Genomic DNA, 13,548 nt, shown 5'->3' on the forward strand with positions numbered 1-13,548 from the left:
GGTCGGGGAGACAGCCCCGGGGGCCAGAGAGACCGCTTCGGCCCCGGGGTCAGGGCGCGGCCAGGTCCTCGCTACTTGTCGATGTCGCCGACGACGAAGAACAGCGACCCCAGGATCGCCACCATGTCCGCGACCAGCGTCCCCGGCAGCAGTTCCACCAGCGCCTGGATGTTGTTGAACGACGCCGAGCGCAGCTTCAGCCGGTACGGGGTCTTCTCGCCCTTGGACACCAGGTAGTAGCCGTTCACACCGAGCGGATTCTCGGTCCACGCGTACGTGTGGCCCTCCGGCGCCTTCAGCACCTTCGGCAGCCGCTGGTTGATCGGCCCCGGCGGCAGCTCCGCCATCCGGTCCAGGCACGCGTCCGCGAGGTCCAGGGAGTTGTGCGTCTGCTCCAGCAGGCACTCGAACCGGGCCAGGCAGTCGCCCTCCTCGCGCACCGCGACCCGCAGGGTGTCCTGGAGCTCCCCGTAGGCCAGGTACGGCTCGTCGCGGCGCAGGTCGAAGTCGACGCCCGAGGCGCGGGCGATGGGCCCCGACACCCCGTACGCGTGGACAGCCGCCGGGGACAGCACGCCGACCCCCCGCGTACGGCCCCGGAAGATCTCGTTGCCGAGGACGAGCCGGTCGTACACGTCCATCCGCGAGCGGACGTCGGCGACCGCCTGGCGGGCCCGGCCCAGCCAGCCGGCGGGCAGGTCCTCCTTGAGGCCCCCGACCCGGTTGAACATGTAGTGCATCCGGCCGCCGGAGACCTCCTCCATCACGGCCTGGAGCTCCTCCCGCTCCCGGAAGGCGTGGAAGACAGGGGTGATGCCGCCCAGTTCGAGGGGGTACGAGCCGAGGAACATCAAATGGTTGAGGACCCGGTTCAGCTCGGCGAGGAGCGTGCGGGTCCACACCGCGCGCTCCGGGACCTCCATGCCCAGCATCCGCTCGACGGCCATGACCACGCCGAGTTCGTTCGAGAACGCGGAGAGCCAGTCGTGACGGTTGGCCAGCATGATGATCTGCCGGTAGTCCCGCGCCTCGAAGAGCTTCTCGGCACCGCGGTGCATGTAACCGATCACCGGCTCGGCCTTCCGCACGACCTCGCCGTCGAGCACGAGCCGGAGCCGGAGCACACCGTGGGTCGAGGGATGCTGCGGCCCGATGTTCAGCACCATGTCGGTGCTCTCCGCCGCGCCGCCGATGCCGACCGTCGTCTCCGTCATGCGGTCAGTATCCCCCCTGCCCCGGGGGCCTCGTAGCCCCGCCCGGGACCCGCCGGGTCAGCCAGAGGAAGTCGCCGAGACCACCGCGGGCGGTGAGCTCGGCGGCCTCCCCGGCGGAGGAGAGGGCACGGACGTACGCGACGGGATCGGTCGAGGCGAGCGAGAGCGGCGGCCGGCCGCCGGACACCCCGAGCCGCCCCAGCGCCTCCCGCTGCGTGACCAGCTCGGCCACACGAGCCCCGTCCCCGCCGCCGCCGCCGATACCGTCTCCGCCATCGCCGTCGCTCCTACCGCCTCCGCCTCCGCCGCCGTCGTCGACCGCCGCCGCGCACGCGTCCAGCGCCACATGCGCCGTCAGGTCGCAGCTGCCGTCCGGGACCGGCGGGACCTCACGGCCCGCCCGGAAGCCGGTCAGCGAGCCGAAGGGCGGTCGGGCGTCCCGCACGTGCGCGTAGTCCACGGCCACCGCGCGGCCCGCCGACAGCGAGGCCACCGCCGACGCCCAGGCCTCGTCGCGCGGCCGGCCGATCTCGGCCCGCGCGCCCGGCTCCCGCAGCGGCCACCAGCGGGCCAGCCACTCCGCGTCCGCGCCGGAGACGGGACCGCCGAGACGCTCCGTGCCGTCCGCGCGGACCTCCACGTACCGGGCCGTGCCCTCCGCGTCCGCCTCGGCGACGTCCACCGGCACGTTGTCGAGCCACTCGTTCGCGAAGACCAGCCCCCGCACGCCCCGGGGCAGCCGGTCGGTCCACTCGATCCGGGGATCGAGCCCGGCGGGCCGGTCCGCGCGCTCGACGGCGTACGCCCGGACCGTCAGGCCACCCGGGACGCCGCCCGTGATGCCGCCCATGGCGCCGCCCGCGGTGCCGCTCGTGAGCGCTCCCGGGGAGCCGGCGCCGCTCCCGATCGCGGTGAGCACTCCCGTGAGCAGCTCCCCCCGCCCCGCGCCCACGTCGACGAGGTCGATCTCGGACGTTCCCAGCTCCTCCGCGACCTCGGCGAGCAGCCGGGCCACCGCCGCCGCGAAGAGCGGGGAGGCGTGCACCGAGGTGCGGAAGTGCCCCGCCGGCCCCTCGGGCCGCAGATAGAAGCCCCCGGGGCCGTAAAGCGCCCGTTCCGTGGCCTGCCGCCACCCCTGCCACTGACACGTCTCATCCGTCACGCGCCCCAGTCTCCACCTCGGGGAGTACGGGCCCCGCGCCAAGGATCGACCCCACGGTTGATCCCTGCACCTATCTCTCTTCCCTACTCTGGGTGACGTGCAGCGCCTTTACGACTTCATCCGCAGACACCCCACGGGCGTCGACACCTTCTGGGCGGTCGTCCTCCTGGGGTTCTCCATGCTGTGGGTGGTGTCGGCGGGCACGGACTCGGTGGAGGGCCACCCCGTCGGGTACGCCGTCGTCGCCGTGCTCTTCTCCCTGGTCGTGGCCCTGAGGCGGCGCGCCCCGGAGAAGATGCTGGTTCTCTCGGTCGTCCTCGGGCTGGCGCAGCTCGCCTTCGGCCTGACGCCCTTCATGGCCGACTTCGCCATGCTCGTGATCATCTACACCGTCGCCGCGCACGACGGACCCCGCTGGGCGTCCCGGCTCGCGCTGGCCGGCGGACTCTCCGCCGCGACGCTCTCGCAGGTGAGATGGCCGGTGGACGGCCCGCAGTCGGGCGCCGCCCAGGTCTTCTTCACGGTCATCATGACCGTGCCGTTCGCGCTCGCCTGGGTCCTCGGCGACTCGCTCCGCACCCGCCGCGCCTACTTCGCGCAGCTGGAGGAGCGGGCCTCCCGCCTGGAGCAGGAGCGCGAGGCCCAGGCCAAGGTCGCGGTCGCCGCCGAGCGGGCGCGGATCGCCCGCGAGCTGCACGACGTCGTCGCGCACAACGTGTCGGTGATGGTGGTGCAGGCAGACGGCGCGGCGTACGTCATGGACTCCTCCCCGGAGACCGCCAAGCAGGCCCTGGACACCATCTCCACCACCGGCCGGCAGGCGCTCGCCGAGATGCGCAGACTGCTCGGCATCCTGCGGACCGGTGAGCACCAGGAGGCCGGGGAATACGTGCCGCAGCCCGACGTGAAGCAGATCGAGGACCTGGTCGAGCAGGTGCGGGGAGCCGGTCTGACGGTGGACTTCGCGATCGAGGGGAGCCCGCGCCCGCTGCCCAGCGGCGTGGAGCTCACCGCGTACCGGATCGTGCAGGAGGCCCTGACCAACACGCGCAAGCACGGCGGTCCCGACGTCGGGGCCAGCGTCCGGCTGGTGTACTTCGACGACGGCCTCGGACTGCTCGTCGAGGACGACGGCCGGGGAGCCCCGCAGGAGATGTACGAGGACGGGGGCGCCGACGGCCGGGGCCACGGACTGATCGGCATGCGGGAGCGGGTCGGCATGGTCGGCGGCACGCTGGACGCGGGCCCGCGTCCCGGTGGAGGCTTCCGGATCAGCGCCCTGCTCCCTCTCAAGCCCGCTCACTGACGACCCCGAAGGAATCTGATGTCCATCCGCGTGATGCTTGTCGACGACCAGGTGCTGCTGCGCACCGGTTTCCGCATGGTGCTCGCCGCCCAGCCGGACATGGAGGTCGTGGCGGAGGCGGGCGACGGGGTCGAGGCGCTGGAGGTGCTGCGCTCGACGGCGGTCGACGTCGTGCTGATGGATGTGCGCATGCCCAAGCTCGACGGGGTGGAGGCGACCCGGCGGATCTGCTCCCAGCCGGACGCGCCGAAGGTGCTGATCCTGACCACCTTCGACCTCGACGAGTACGCCTTCTCGGGGCTGAAGGCGGGTGCGAGCGGCTTCATGCTGAAGGACGTGCCGCCGGCGGAGCTGCTCGGCGCGATCCGCTCGGTGCACAGCGGTGACGCGGTGGTGGCGCCCTCGACCACCCGCCGGCTCCTCGACCGCTTCTCGCCGATGCTGCCGTCCTCGGGCCGGGAGCCCGAGCGCAAGGAGCTGGGACGGCTCACCGACCGGGAGCGCGAGGTGATGATGCTGGTCGCGCAGGGCCTGTCGAACGGCGAGATCGCCGCCCGGCTCGTCCTCTCCGAGGCGACGGTGAAGACCCATGTGGGCCGCATCCTGACCAAGCTGGGCCTGCGCGACCGCGTCCAGGTCGTCGTCCTCGCGTACGAGACGGGCCTGGTCCGGGCGGGCGGCGGGGCGGCGGGCTGAGCGGGGAGGGCGCCTCGATGCTGCTGTGGGTCAACGGCCCCTTCGGCGGGGGCAAGACGCAGACCGCGTACGAGCTCCGGCGCCGGCTGCCGGGCAGCGTGGTGTGCGACCCGGAGCACATCGGCTTCGGGCTGCACCGGACGCTGCCGCCCGCGCTCAGAGGCGACTTCCAGGACCTGCGGGCCTGGCGGCAGGGCGTGCGCGAGGTCCTCGACCTGGCCCTGAGGGAGTACGGGGACGGGCCCGTGATCGTGCCGATGACGCTCACCGACCCGGCGTACTTCGCCGAGATCGTCGGCCGGCTGCGCGCGGACCACGGCGCGGACCGGGTCTGCCACGTCGCGCTGCTCGCCGAGCGGGAGACGGTCCTGCGGCGGCTGGTGGAGCGGGGCCTCGGGCGGGGGCTGAAGCGGGAGAGCTTCGCCGTGGCCAAGCTGGACGAGTGCCTTCAGCGCCTGACGGCCCCCGAGTTCGCCCACCACCTCCGTACGGACCGGCTGACGGTCCCGGAGGTGGCCGACCGGGTCGCGGAGCTGGTCGGACTGCGGCCCGAGCCGAACACGGACGGGCCGCTGCGGCACCGGCTGCGGCGGATCCGGGTGGGTCTCTCCCACCTCCGCTTCGACTGAGGCCCGGCAGAGCCGCTGACGCCCGGGCCGGCCGCTTCCTAGCGGAGCACGCTCTCCAGGAAGTCGCTGCCGAGGCGGGCGACGACGGCGACGTCCAGCTGGTGCAGCACGTAACGGCCGCGCCGCTGGGTGGTGATCAGACCGGCCTTCTTCATGACCGCGAGGTGACGGGAGACCTCGGGGGCGCTGAGGCCGTAGGTGTCGGCCAGCTCGCTCGTCGAGTACGCCCCCCGGGCGAGGCTGCGGCTCAGCCGCATCCGCATCGGGTGGGCGACCGCCTCCAGCCGCAGGGTGACCGTGCCGACCGGGACGCCGCCGCCGAGGTCCCGGGTGGGGACGGGGTACTGGATGACCGGCTGCCAGCCCGGGGCATGCAGGGCGATGAGGTGCGGCCAGCCGAAGGCCGTCGGCAGAAACGTCACGCCGGAGCCCTCGGCGCTGGTACGGGCGTGACCCAGCTTGTCGACGACGATGCGGGAGCCCGCCGCGTCCTCCTCCAGAACCATCGCGGCGGAGGCGTCCGCGACGGCCTCGGCCAGACCCTTGCGGCGCATCAGCTCCGTCTTGTGGCGGGCGTCGGCGGCGAGCTGGACCCGGACACGGTGCCAGGTGTCGGCGAAGAAGGCCTCGTCGCAGTCCTCCATGAGCCGCCGGATCCACGCGCGCGTACCGGGCGGGTCGGCGAGCATCCGCTCCACGAACGCGGCCTGGCGAGGTCCGCGCGCGGCGGCCAGTTCGTGCACGCGGCGCCGCATCCGCTCGTCGACGAGCGGCGAGGGGGCGCCGTCCGCGTAACGGCTGGCGCAGGAGATCTCCAGAGCCGATCCCACGTACTTCTCGTCGTCCATGCGGTCGAGGTCGTCCAGCTCCTCGGCGAGGGTCGAGCGGGGCCGGGCCGGCAGCAGGATGTCGGAGCGGGTGGACCGCCACATGAAGTCGGCCTCGTGCAGCCGGTCGGCGAGCTCGGGCTCGAGTGCGGCGGCGGTCGTGGCGGTCCAGGCGTGGAGCCTGGCGTGGTGCGCGGGCTCGGAGAGAGCGTGCAGGGCGGCGCCCAGCTCCGCCAGCGGCGAGGGGGAGAAGGCGATCCGCTCGTGCGGCAGTCCGGTGATGTCGATGGTCACGCTCACCCCCCTATGGTGCGGGGTCGGGCGGCGGCGCTGTCGCGTCGTTTGACGCGGGCCGTCAATCGACGCCCCGGACGGCACCCGGCGCGTCAATCGACGCCCCGGACGGCACCCGGCGCGTCAATCGACGCCCCGGACGGCACCCGGCGCCAGTTGACGGCCCTGGTCAACCGGCGGGCCGGGGCTCCGGGGTGCGGCGCACGGTGAGGACATGAACGCGCTGCATCAGTACCTCTTCGACACGTACCGCGCCGCCCGCCTCGGTGAGCCGACGCCGCCGGCGCCCGGCACCCACGACCTCGCCGTCCTGAGGTCGGTCCGCGACCGGCGCCGCTTCGAGCGGGTCCTGGCGGGACGCCCGGCGCGGGGCGCTCTGCGGGCCGCCCTGCGCCGCCGGCTGCGCTCCCGCGCCTCCTGACCGCCGGGACGGACGCGAGCCGGCGCGCTACCCCAGCCGGGACAAGAACTCCCGTACCGCCGCCCTCACGTCCTCAGCAGTCCACTCAAGGCCCGGTCCCGCCACCGTCAGCTCCGTCACGGCGACCCCGGGCGGGCCGCCCGCGCCCGGGGTGAACCAGCGGCGGAAGAGGACCGTGCCGGTGGCCTCGGTCTGGGCGAGGGACGCCGCCGTCAGCTCGTCGGCGTCGTACGGCAGCCAGACCTGGAACTGGTGGGTGTGCGGGGTCCCGGGGTGGATCCGGAACCACCCGGTGCCCGCCTCCGCGAGCGCCTCCCGGACCGCGTCGGCCACCACGCGCGCGTGGGCCACGTACGAGGGCAGCCGGGGCAGCTGCTCGTCCAGGCCCCGGAGCGCGGAGAGGGCCGCCGGGTACTGCTGGAAGACCTGGCCCCCGTACCGGTGCCGCCACACCCTCGCCTCGGCCATGACGTCCTCGGGCCCGGCGAGCACGGCGCCGGAATGCCCGCCCAGCGACTTGTAGAACGAGACGTAGACGCTGTCGGCCAGCTCCGCGATCTCCGCGAGCGTACGGCCGAAATGCGTCGGGCACTCCCAGAGCCGCGCCCCGTCGAAATGGACCACGGCGTCGCGCTCGCGGGCCGCCTCCACCACCGCGGTCAGCTCCTCCCAGGACGGCAGCACGAAGCCCGCGTCCCGCAGCGGCAGCTCCAGCATCAGCGTTCCGAAGGGTTCCGGATGGTCCCGCACCTCCTCGGCCGTCGGCAGCCGCGGCGCGTCGGTGGGGTGGACGGTGCGGAGCCCGGAGACGGCCGCGAACGCGCCGCCCTCGTGGACCTCGGGGTGGGCGAGCGGGTGGAGGGCGACGACGGGGCTGCCGGTCCGCCCGGCCCAGCAGCGCAGGGCGACCTGCTGCGCCATCGTGCCGGTGGGGAAGAAGACGGCGGCGGGGAGGCCGAGCTCCTCGGCGACGCGCCGCTCCAGCTCCTCGACGAGCCCGTCCCCGTAGGTGTCGAGCGGCCTGTCGCCGTGGCCGGAGGACTCGGCCCAGTCGGCGAGTTCACGCAGTCGCGTGCCCACCGTGCCGTCCGCCTGGGTACGCCACAGCGTGCGGTCGGCGCCGCCCCAGACCTTCGCCCGGTAGAGCCGGGCGGCTTCCTCGTCCACAGGGTCAACAGGATTCATGCAGCGATCATCACACCAGCGCCCACACCCTGTGGACAGCCACGGAGCCACCGCGAAACGCTGGCGTAGCATGACCAGAAATCGTCCGGTACCCGCCGAGGACTGGAACGGAAGGCCGTCCCCACCGTGAACGCATCATCAGCGCCAGAGCCCCGAGCCGAGGACCGACCCGCCCGGCTCACCGTCGGAGTCGTCGGCGCCGGCCGCGTGGGCCCCGCCCTGGCCGCCGCCCTCCGGCTCGCCGGACACCGCCCCGTCGCCGTCTCGGCGGTCTCCGACGCCTCCCGGCGCCGTGCCGCGGAGCTCCTGCCCGACGTCCCCGTCGTGGAGCCCGCGCGCGTCCTCGCCCTCGCCGACCTGGTCCTGCTGACCGTGCCGGACGACGCCCTGCCCGGTCTGGTCGAGGGCCTCGCCGACACCGGAGCCGTACGGCCGGGACAGCTGATCGTGCACACCTCCGGGCGGTACGGGGCCCGGGTCCTGGACCCCGTCCGGCGCGCGGGCGCCCTGCCGCTCGCCCTGCACCCCGCGATGACCTTCACCGGCACCCCTGTCGACGTCCAGCGCCTGGCCGGCTGCTCCTTCGGGGTCACCGCGCCGGAGGAGCTGCGGCTGGCGGCCGAGGCCCTGGTGATCGAGATGGGCGGCGAGCCCGAGTGGATCGCCGAGGACGCCCGCCCGCTCTACCACGCGGCCCTGGCGCTCGGCGCGAACCACCTGGTCACCCTGGTGGCCCAGTCGATGGAGCTGCTGCACAAGGCCGGGGTCGCCGCCCCGGACCGGATGCTGGGCCCGCTCCTCGGCGCCGCCCTGGACAACGCGCTGCGGTCCGGCGACGCGGCCCTCACCGGCCCGGTCGCGCGCGGTGACGCCGGCACGGTCGCCGCCCACGTCGCCGAGCTGCGCAAGCACGCGCCCGGGACGGTCGCCGGCTATCTGGCGATGGCCCGCACGACCGCCGACCGCGCTCTCGCGCACGGCCTGCTCAAGCCCGAGCTGGCCGAGGACCTGCTGGGCGTGCTCGCCGACCCCTCGACGGGCGCGACCGGCACCACCGGAGCCGCCGGAGCGGCCGACGGTCCGCAAGGAGACGACCGATGAGCCTGTTCGCCCGTGACCGCGCCGCGAGCGGCCGGCCCGTCCGCCACCAGCCGGCCGAACTCCTCCGCACGGTCGAGGACCTCCACGACGCCGCGGCCCACTTCGGGGCCCCCGGCCGGAACGCCGTGGTCATGACCATGGGCGCCCTCCACGAAGGCCACGCCTCCCTGGTCAGGGCCGCGCGCGAACGCGTCGGCGCCAAGGGCTTCGTCGTCGTCACCGTCTTCGTCAACCCGCTCCAGTTCGGCGCCGGCGAGGACCTCGACCGCTACCCCCGCACCCTCGACGCCGACCTGGAGGTGGCCTTCGACGCGGGCGCGAGCGCCGTCTTCGCGCCCTCCGTCGACGAGGTCTACCCGGGCGGAGAGCCCCAGGTCCGGATCACCGCGGGCCCCATGGGTGAGCTCCTCGAAGGCGCCTCCCGGCCCGGGCACTTCGACGGGATGCTGACCGTCGTCGCCAAGCTGCTCCACCTCACCGCCCCCGACCTGGCCTTCTTCGGCCAGAAGGACGCCCAGCAGCTGGCCCTGATCCGCCGGATGGCCCGCGACCTGAACTTCCCGGTCGAGATCGTCGGCGTGCCGACGGTCCGCGAGACGGACGGCCTCGCCCTCTCCAGCCGCAACCGCTACCTGTCGGCCGACGAGCGCCGTACCGCCCTCGCGCTGTCCGGCGCGCTGTTCGCCGCCCGTGACCGGCTCGCCGCCCAGGAGGCGCTGCGCGCGCGTGCCGCGGCCCTGCCCGGCACCCAGGACCGCGCCGAGGCCCTCTCCAGACTCGGCGAGGCACGGGCCGCCGCCGACGCCCACGCGGTCGCGCAGGCGGCCGAGGGCTGCGGCGCCGAGGCCGTACGGGCCGCGGCCCGTACGGTGCTCGACGACGCGTCGAGGGCCGAGCCGCCGCTGGTCCTCGACTACCTGGCCCTCGTCGACCCGGCCGACTTCACCGAGGTCGCCGACGACCACGACGGGGAGGCGATCCTCGCCGTGGCCGCGCGCGTGGGCTCCACACGGCTGATCGACAACATCCCCCTCCTTCTGGGAGCCACCATGTCCACCATGTTCGGAGCCACCCAGTGACCGGAATACGGCTGCACGCCCCCGCGCCCGGCTGGGCCATCGACGCCGACGTCGTCGTGGTCGGCTCCGGCGTCGCGGGCCTCACCGCCGCCCTGCGCTGCACCGCCGCAGGGCTCCGTGCGGTCGTCGTCACCAAGGCCCGGCTCGACGACGGCTCCACGCGCTGGGCCCAGGGCGGCATCGCCGCCGCCCTCGGCGAGGGCGACACTCCCGAGCAGCACCTCGACGACACCCTGGTCGCCGGTGCCGGGCTCTGCGACGAGCGGGCCGTCCACGTCCTCGTCACCGAGGGCCCCGACGCCGTCCGCCGGCTGATCGCGACCGGCGCCGACTTCGACAAGACCGCCGACGGCGAGATCGCGCTGACCCGCGAGGGCGGCCACCACCGCCGCCGCATCGCGCACGCGGGCGGGGACGCGACCGGCGCCGAGATCTCCCGCGCGCTGGTCGAGGCGATACGGGACCGGGGCGTGCGCACCATCGAGCACGCCCTCGTCCTCGACCTCCTGACGGACGCCGAGGGCCGTACGGCGGGCGTGACCCTGCACGTGATGGGCGAGGGCCAGCACGACGGCGTCGGCGCCGTCCACGCGCCCGCGGTGGTCCTCGCCACCGGCGGCATGGGCCAGGTCTTCTCCGCCACCACCAACCCGGCGGTCTCCACCGGCGACGGCGTCGCGCTCGCGCTCCGCGCCGGCGCCGAGGTCTCCGACCTGGAGTTCGTCCAGTTCCACCCCACGGTGCTCTTCCTCGGCGCCGGCTCCGAGGGCCAGCAGCCGCTGGTCTCCGAGGCGGTACGGGGCGAGGGCGCCCACCTGGTCGACGCCGACGGGGTCCGCTTCATGATCGGGCAGCACGAGCTGGCCGAGCTGGCGCCCCGGGACATCGTCGCCAAGGCGATCACGCGCCGCATGCAGGAGCACGGCACCGAGAACATGTACCTCGACGCCCGCCACTTCGGCGCCGAGATGTGGGAGGAGCGCTTCCCCACGATCCTCGCGGCCTGCCGCTCGCACGGCATCGACCCGGTCACGGAGCCCATTCCGGTGGCTCCGGCCGCCCACTACGCCTCCGGCGGCGTCCGCACCGACCTGCGGGGCCGGACGACCGTCCCGGGCCTGTACGCGTGCGGTGAGGTGGCCTGCACGGGCGTCCACGGCGCCAACCGGCTCGCCTCGAACTCGCTCCTCGAAGGTCTGGTCTTCGCCGAGCGGATCGCCGACGACGTCATCGCCGCCGCCCCGCGCGTGGCGGGCACCCCGGTGCCGCACGCGGCCCCGGTGACCCTGCCGCTGCCCGTGGCCGGCGCCCGGACCCGTATCCAGCGGATCATGACGGCCGGCGCCGGCGTGCTGCGCTCCGAGGCCAGCCTGCGGGAGGCCGCCGAGGCCCTCGACGCGCTGCACAGCGACGCCCTCGCGGGCGGCACCGACGACACCAAGGCGGGCGAGCCGGGCGTGGACTCCTGGGAGACCACGAACCTGCTCTGCGTCTCCCGGGTCCTGGTCGCCGCCGCCCGCCGCCGCGAGGAGACCCGCGGCTGCCACTGGCGCGAGGACCACGCGGACCGCGACGACACGGACTGGCGCCGGCATCTCGTCGTACGCCTCACCCCGGAGCGGACCCTCGACGTCCGTACGACCGGCACGCATGACTTTCCCCCCACCTCCGAAGCCCCCAGGGAGCCGTAAGTGACCACGCCCGAGGAAGCCCGTCCGAAGCCCGTGGACGTCCCTCTCATCCAGATCAACTCGGTCTCCTCCGACGAAGAGGCCGGTGGCTGCGGCGACGGCTGTGGCTGCGGCGGCGGCGAGGAGTTCGAGTGCGGGCTCGACCCCGCGCTCGCCGAACTCCTGGCGGACGCCGGTCTCGACCCCGTCCAGGTCGAGGACATCGCCCACCTCGCGATCGCCGAGGACCTCGACGGCGGCGTCGACGTGACGACCGTCGCGACCGTCCCCGAGGACGCCGTCGCCACCGCCGACTTCACCGCCCGCGAGGCCGGTGTCGTGGCCGGTCTGCGCGTGGCCGAGGCCGTGCTCTCGATCGTCTGCGACGACGAGTTCGAGGTCGAGCGGCACGTCGAGGACGGTGAGCGCGTCGAGGCCGGGCAGGTGCTCCTCAGCGTCACCGCCCGCACCCGCGACCTGCTCACCGGGGAGCGCAGCGCACTCAACATCCTGTGCCGCCTCTCCGGCATCGCCACCGCCACGCGCGCGTGGGCGGACGTCCTTGAGGGCACGAAGGCCAAGGTCCGCGACACCCGCAAGACGACGCCGGGGCTGCGCGCCCTGGAGAAGTACGCGGTCCGCTGCGGCGGTGGCGTCAACCACCGCATGTCGCTCTCCGACGCGGCCCTGGTGAAGGACAACCACGTGGTGGCGGCCGGCGGCGTGGCCGAGGCCTTCAAGGCCGTGCGCGAGCTGTTCCCCGAGCTGCCCATCGAGGTCGAGGTCGACACGATGCACCAGGTCCGCGAGGTCCTGGACGCGGGCGCCGACCTGATCCTGCTCGACAACTTCACCCCGGGGGAGACCGAGGAGGCCGTCGCCCTCGTCGCGGGCCGCGCCGCCCTGGAGTCCTCGGGCCGGCTGACCCTGGAGAACGCGGCCGCGTACGCCGCGACGGGCGTGGACTACCTGGCGGTCGGCGGCCTCACCCACTCCTCCCCGATCCTCGACATCGGCCTGGACCTGCGTGAGGTGCGGGCCTGATGCTGCTCACCATCGACGTCGGCAACACGCACACGGTCCTCGGTCTCTTCGACGGTGACGAGATCGTCGAGCACTGGCGGATCTCCACCGATCCGAGCCGCACCGCCGACGAGATGGCGGTCCTGCTCCAGGGCCTCATGGGCATGCACCCGCTGCTCGGCGTCGAGCTGAGCGACGGCATCGAGGGGATCGCCATCTGCGCGACGGTCCCCTCGGTGCTGCACGAGCTGCGCGAGGTCACGCGGCGGTACTACGGGGACGTTCCGGCGGTCCTGGTGGAGCCCGGCGTCAAGACGGGCGTCCCGGTCCTCACGGACAACCCCAAGGAGGTCGGCGCGGACCGCGTGATCAACGCGGTCGCCGCGGTCGAGCTCTACGGCGGTCCGGCGATCGTCGTCGACTTCGGTACCGCGACGACGTACGACGCGATCACCACGCGCGGGGAGTACGCGGGCGGGGCGATCGCGCCGGGCATCGAGATCTCGGTCGAGGCGCTCGGGGTCAAGGGCGCCATGCTGCGCAAGATCGAGCTGGCCCGGCCGCGCAGCGTCATCGGCAAGAACACGGTCGAGGCGATGCAGTCCGGCATCGTCTACGGCTACGCGGGCCAGGTCGACGGCGTCGTCGCCCGTATGAAGCGGGAGCTCGTCGGCCCCGCCGGCGACCCGTCGGACGTGACCGTGATCGCGACCGGCGGCCTGGCGCCGATGGTCCTCGCCGACTCCAAGGAGATCGACGAGCACGAGCCCTGGCTGACCCTGATCGGCCTGCGCCTGGTGTACGAGCGGAACGTCTCCCGCATGTGAGACCCGGGGGCGGCTTCGCGGCCTCCGGTCTCCGGCCCTGCTCCGCGCGCCCGGCCGGCACCCCGGTCGCCGGCCCGCCGGCCCCGCACCGCGTCGCCCGGCCCGCGCCCCCGC

Annotated in this window: 13 protein-coding genes; 9 read left to right on the forward strand and 4 right to left on the reverse strand. The window is 74.2% G+C overall.

Annotated features, from left to right (window positions below):
- Positions 1 to 71 precede the first annotated feature (71 nt).
- Both AOK00_RS07480 and AOK00_RS07485 read right to left on the reverse strand, forming a co-directional pair.
- Positions 72 to 1,214, reverse strand: a complete 1,143-nt coding sequence (locus AOK00_RS07480; RefSeq protein ID WP_055599519.1) for an NADH-quinone oxidoreductase subunit D — start codon at positions 1,212 to 1,214, stop codon at positions 72 to 74.
- A 4-nt stretch (positions 1,215 to 1,218) separates the two neighbouring features.
- Positions 1,219 to 2,376 (reverse strand): SAM-dependent methyltransferase, encoded by a 1,158-nt coding sequence (locus tag AOK00_RS07485; protein WP_055599520.1) that lies wholly within the window; start codon positions 2,374 to 2,376, stop codon positions 1,219 to 1,221.
- 97 nt (positions 2,377 to 2,473) lie between these two features.
- Between AOK00_RS07485 and AOK00_RS07490 the strand changes: the two genes are divergently transcribed.
- The 3 genes from AOK00_RS07490 to AOK00_RS07500 are packed head-to-tail and all read left to right on the forward strand — an operon-like array spanning position 2,474 to position 5,007.
- A complete protein-coding gene (locus tag AOK00_RS07490) occupies positions 2,474 to 3,682 on the forward strand; it encodes a sensor histidine kinase (protein ID WP_055599521.1) in 1,209 nt (402 codons plus the stop codon).
- A gap of 18 nt (positions 3,683 to 3,700) precedes the next feature.
- Positions 3,701 to 4,378, forward strand: coding sequence for a response regulator transcription factor (locus AOK00_RS07495; protein ID WP_055599522.1), 678 nt, complete (start codon positions 3,701 to 3,703; stop codon positions 4,376 to 4,378).
- 17 nt (positions 4,379 to 4,395) lie between these two features.
- Positions 4,396 to 5,007 (forward strand): AAA family ATPase, encoded by a 612-nt coding sequence (locus tag AOK00_RS07500; RefSeq protein ID WP_055599523.1) that lies wholly within the window; start codon positions 4,396 to 4,398, stop codon positions 5,005 to 5,007.
- 38 nt (positions 5,008 to 5,045) lie between these two features.
- Here the strand turns inward: AOK00_RS07500 and AOK00_RS07505 are convergent, their stop codons facing one another.
- Positions 5,046 to 6,128, reverse strand: coding sequence for a DUF5937 family protein (locus AOK00_RS07505; protein WP_173861519.1), 1,083 nt, complete (start codon positions 6,126 to 6,128; stop codon positions 5,046 to 5,048).
- A 214-nt stretch (positions 6,129 to 6,342) separates the two neighbouring features.
- Between AOK00_RS07505 and AOK00_RS07510 the strand changes: the two genes are divergently transcribed.
- Positions 6,343 to 6,549: a hypothetical protein gene (locus tag AOK00_RS07510; protein WP_055599525.1), complete on the forward strand. Its 207-nt coding sequence runs from the start codon at positions 6,343 to 6,345 to the stop codon at positions 6,547 to 6,549.
- Positions 6,550 to 6,576: 27 nt separating this feature from the next.
- Here AOK00_RS07510 and AOK00_RS07515 read toward each other — a convergent pair whose 3' ends face one another.
- Positions 6,577 to 7,734 (reverse strand): threonine aldolase family protein, encoded by a 1,158-nt coding sequence (locus AOK00_RS07515; protein WP_055599526.1) that lies wholly within the window; start codon positions 7,732 to 7,734, stop codon positions 6,577 to 6,579.
- 126 nt (positions 7,735 to 7,860) lie between these two features.
- Between AOK00_RS07515 and AOK00_RS07520 the strand changes: the two genes are divergently transcribed.
- Genes AOK00_RS07520 through AOK00_RS07540 form a run of 5 tightly spaced genes read left to right on the forward strand, consistent with a single transcriptional unit; the run spans position 7,861 to position 13,434 of the window.
- Entirely contained in the window at positions 7,861 to 8,835 is a 975-nt protein-coding gene (locus tag AOK00_RS07520) for a Rossmann-like and DUF2520 domain-containing protein (protein ID WP_055599527.1), read from the forward strand.
- On the forward strand, positions 8,832 to 9,914 hold the full coding sequence (gene panC, locus AOK00_RS07525; protein WP_107097329.1) for a pantoate--beta-alanine ligase: 1,083 nt from the start codon (positions 8,832 to 8,834) through the stop codon (positions 9,912 to 9,914). The genes AOK00_RS07520 and panC overlap by 4 nt, the downstream gene beginning before the upstream one ends.
- On the forward strand, positions 9,911 to 11,605 hold the full coding sequence (locus AOK00_RS07530) for an L-aspartate oxidase (protein WP_055599528.1): 1,695 nt from the start codon (positions 9,911 to 9,913) through the stop codon (positions 11,603 to 11,605). Before panC ends, AOK00_RS07530 begins: the two co-directional genes overlap by 4 nt.
- The gene (nadC, locus tag AOK00_RS07535) at positions 11,606 to 12,628 is read left to right on the forward strand and encodes a carboxylating nicotinate-nucleotide diphosphorylase (RefSeq protein ID WP_030324190.1); all 1,023 of its coding nucleotides are present in this window, start codon (positions 11,606 to 11,608) and stop codon (positions 12,626 to 12,628) included.
- Positions 12,628 to 13,434, forward strand: a complete 807-nt coding sequence (locus AOK00_RS07540; RefSeq protein ID WP_055599529.1) for a type III pantothenate kinase — start codon at positions 12,628 to 12,630, stop codon at positions 13,432 to 13,434. Before nadC ends, AOK00_RS07540 begins: the two co-directional genes overlap by 1 nt.
- Positions 13,435 to 13,548 lie beyond the last annotated feature (114 nt).

Origin of the sequence: Streptomyces aureus (assembly GCF_001418135.1) — a bacterium.
GTDB classification, from domain to species: Bacteria; Actinomycetota; Actinomycetes; order Streptomycetales; family Streptomycetaceae; genus Streptomyces; species Streptomyces aureus_A.

Excerpts from the sequence above, each read along its gene's own strand:
- AOK00_RS07480 (WP_055599519.1), bottom strand. The coding sequence starts at position 1,214 with ATGACGGAGACGACGGTCGGCATCGGCGGCGCGGCGGAGAGCACCGAC.
- panC (WP_107097329.1), top strand. The coding sequence starts at position 8,832 with ATGAGCCTGTTCGCCCGTGACCGCGCCGCGAGCGGCCGGCCCGTCCGC.
- AOK00_RS07515 (WP_055599526.1), bottom strand. The coding sequence starts at position 7,734 with ATGAATCCTGTTGACCCTGTGGACGAGGAAGCCGCCCGGCTCTACCGG.
- AOK00_RS07540 (WP_055599529.1), top strand. The coding sequence starts at position 12,628 with ATGCTGCTCACCATCGACGTCGGCAACACGCACACGGTCCTCGGTCTC.
- AOK00_RS07495 (WP_055599522.1), top strand. The coding sequence starts at position 3,701 with ATGTCCATCCGCGTGATGCTTGTCGACGACCAGGTGCTGCTGCGCACC.
- AOK00_RS07510 (WP_055599525.1), top strand. The coding sequence starts at position 6,343 with ATGAACGCGCTGCATCAGTACCTCTTCGACACGTACCGCGCCGCCCGC.
- AOK00_RS07500 (WP_055599523.1), top strand. The coding sequence starts at position 4,396 with ATGCTGCTGTGGGTCAACGGCCCCTTCGGCGGGGGCAAGACGCAGACC.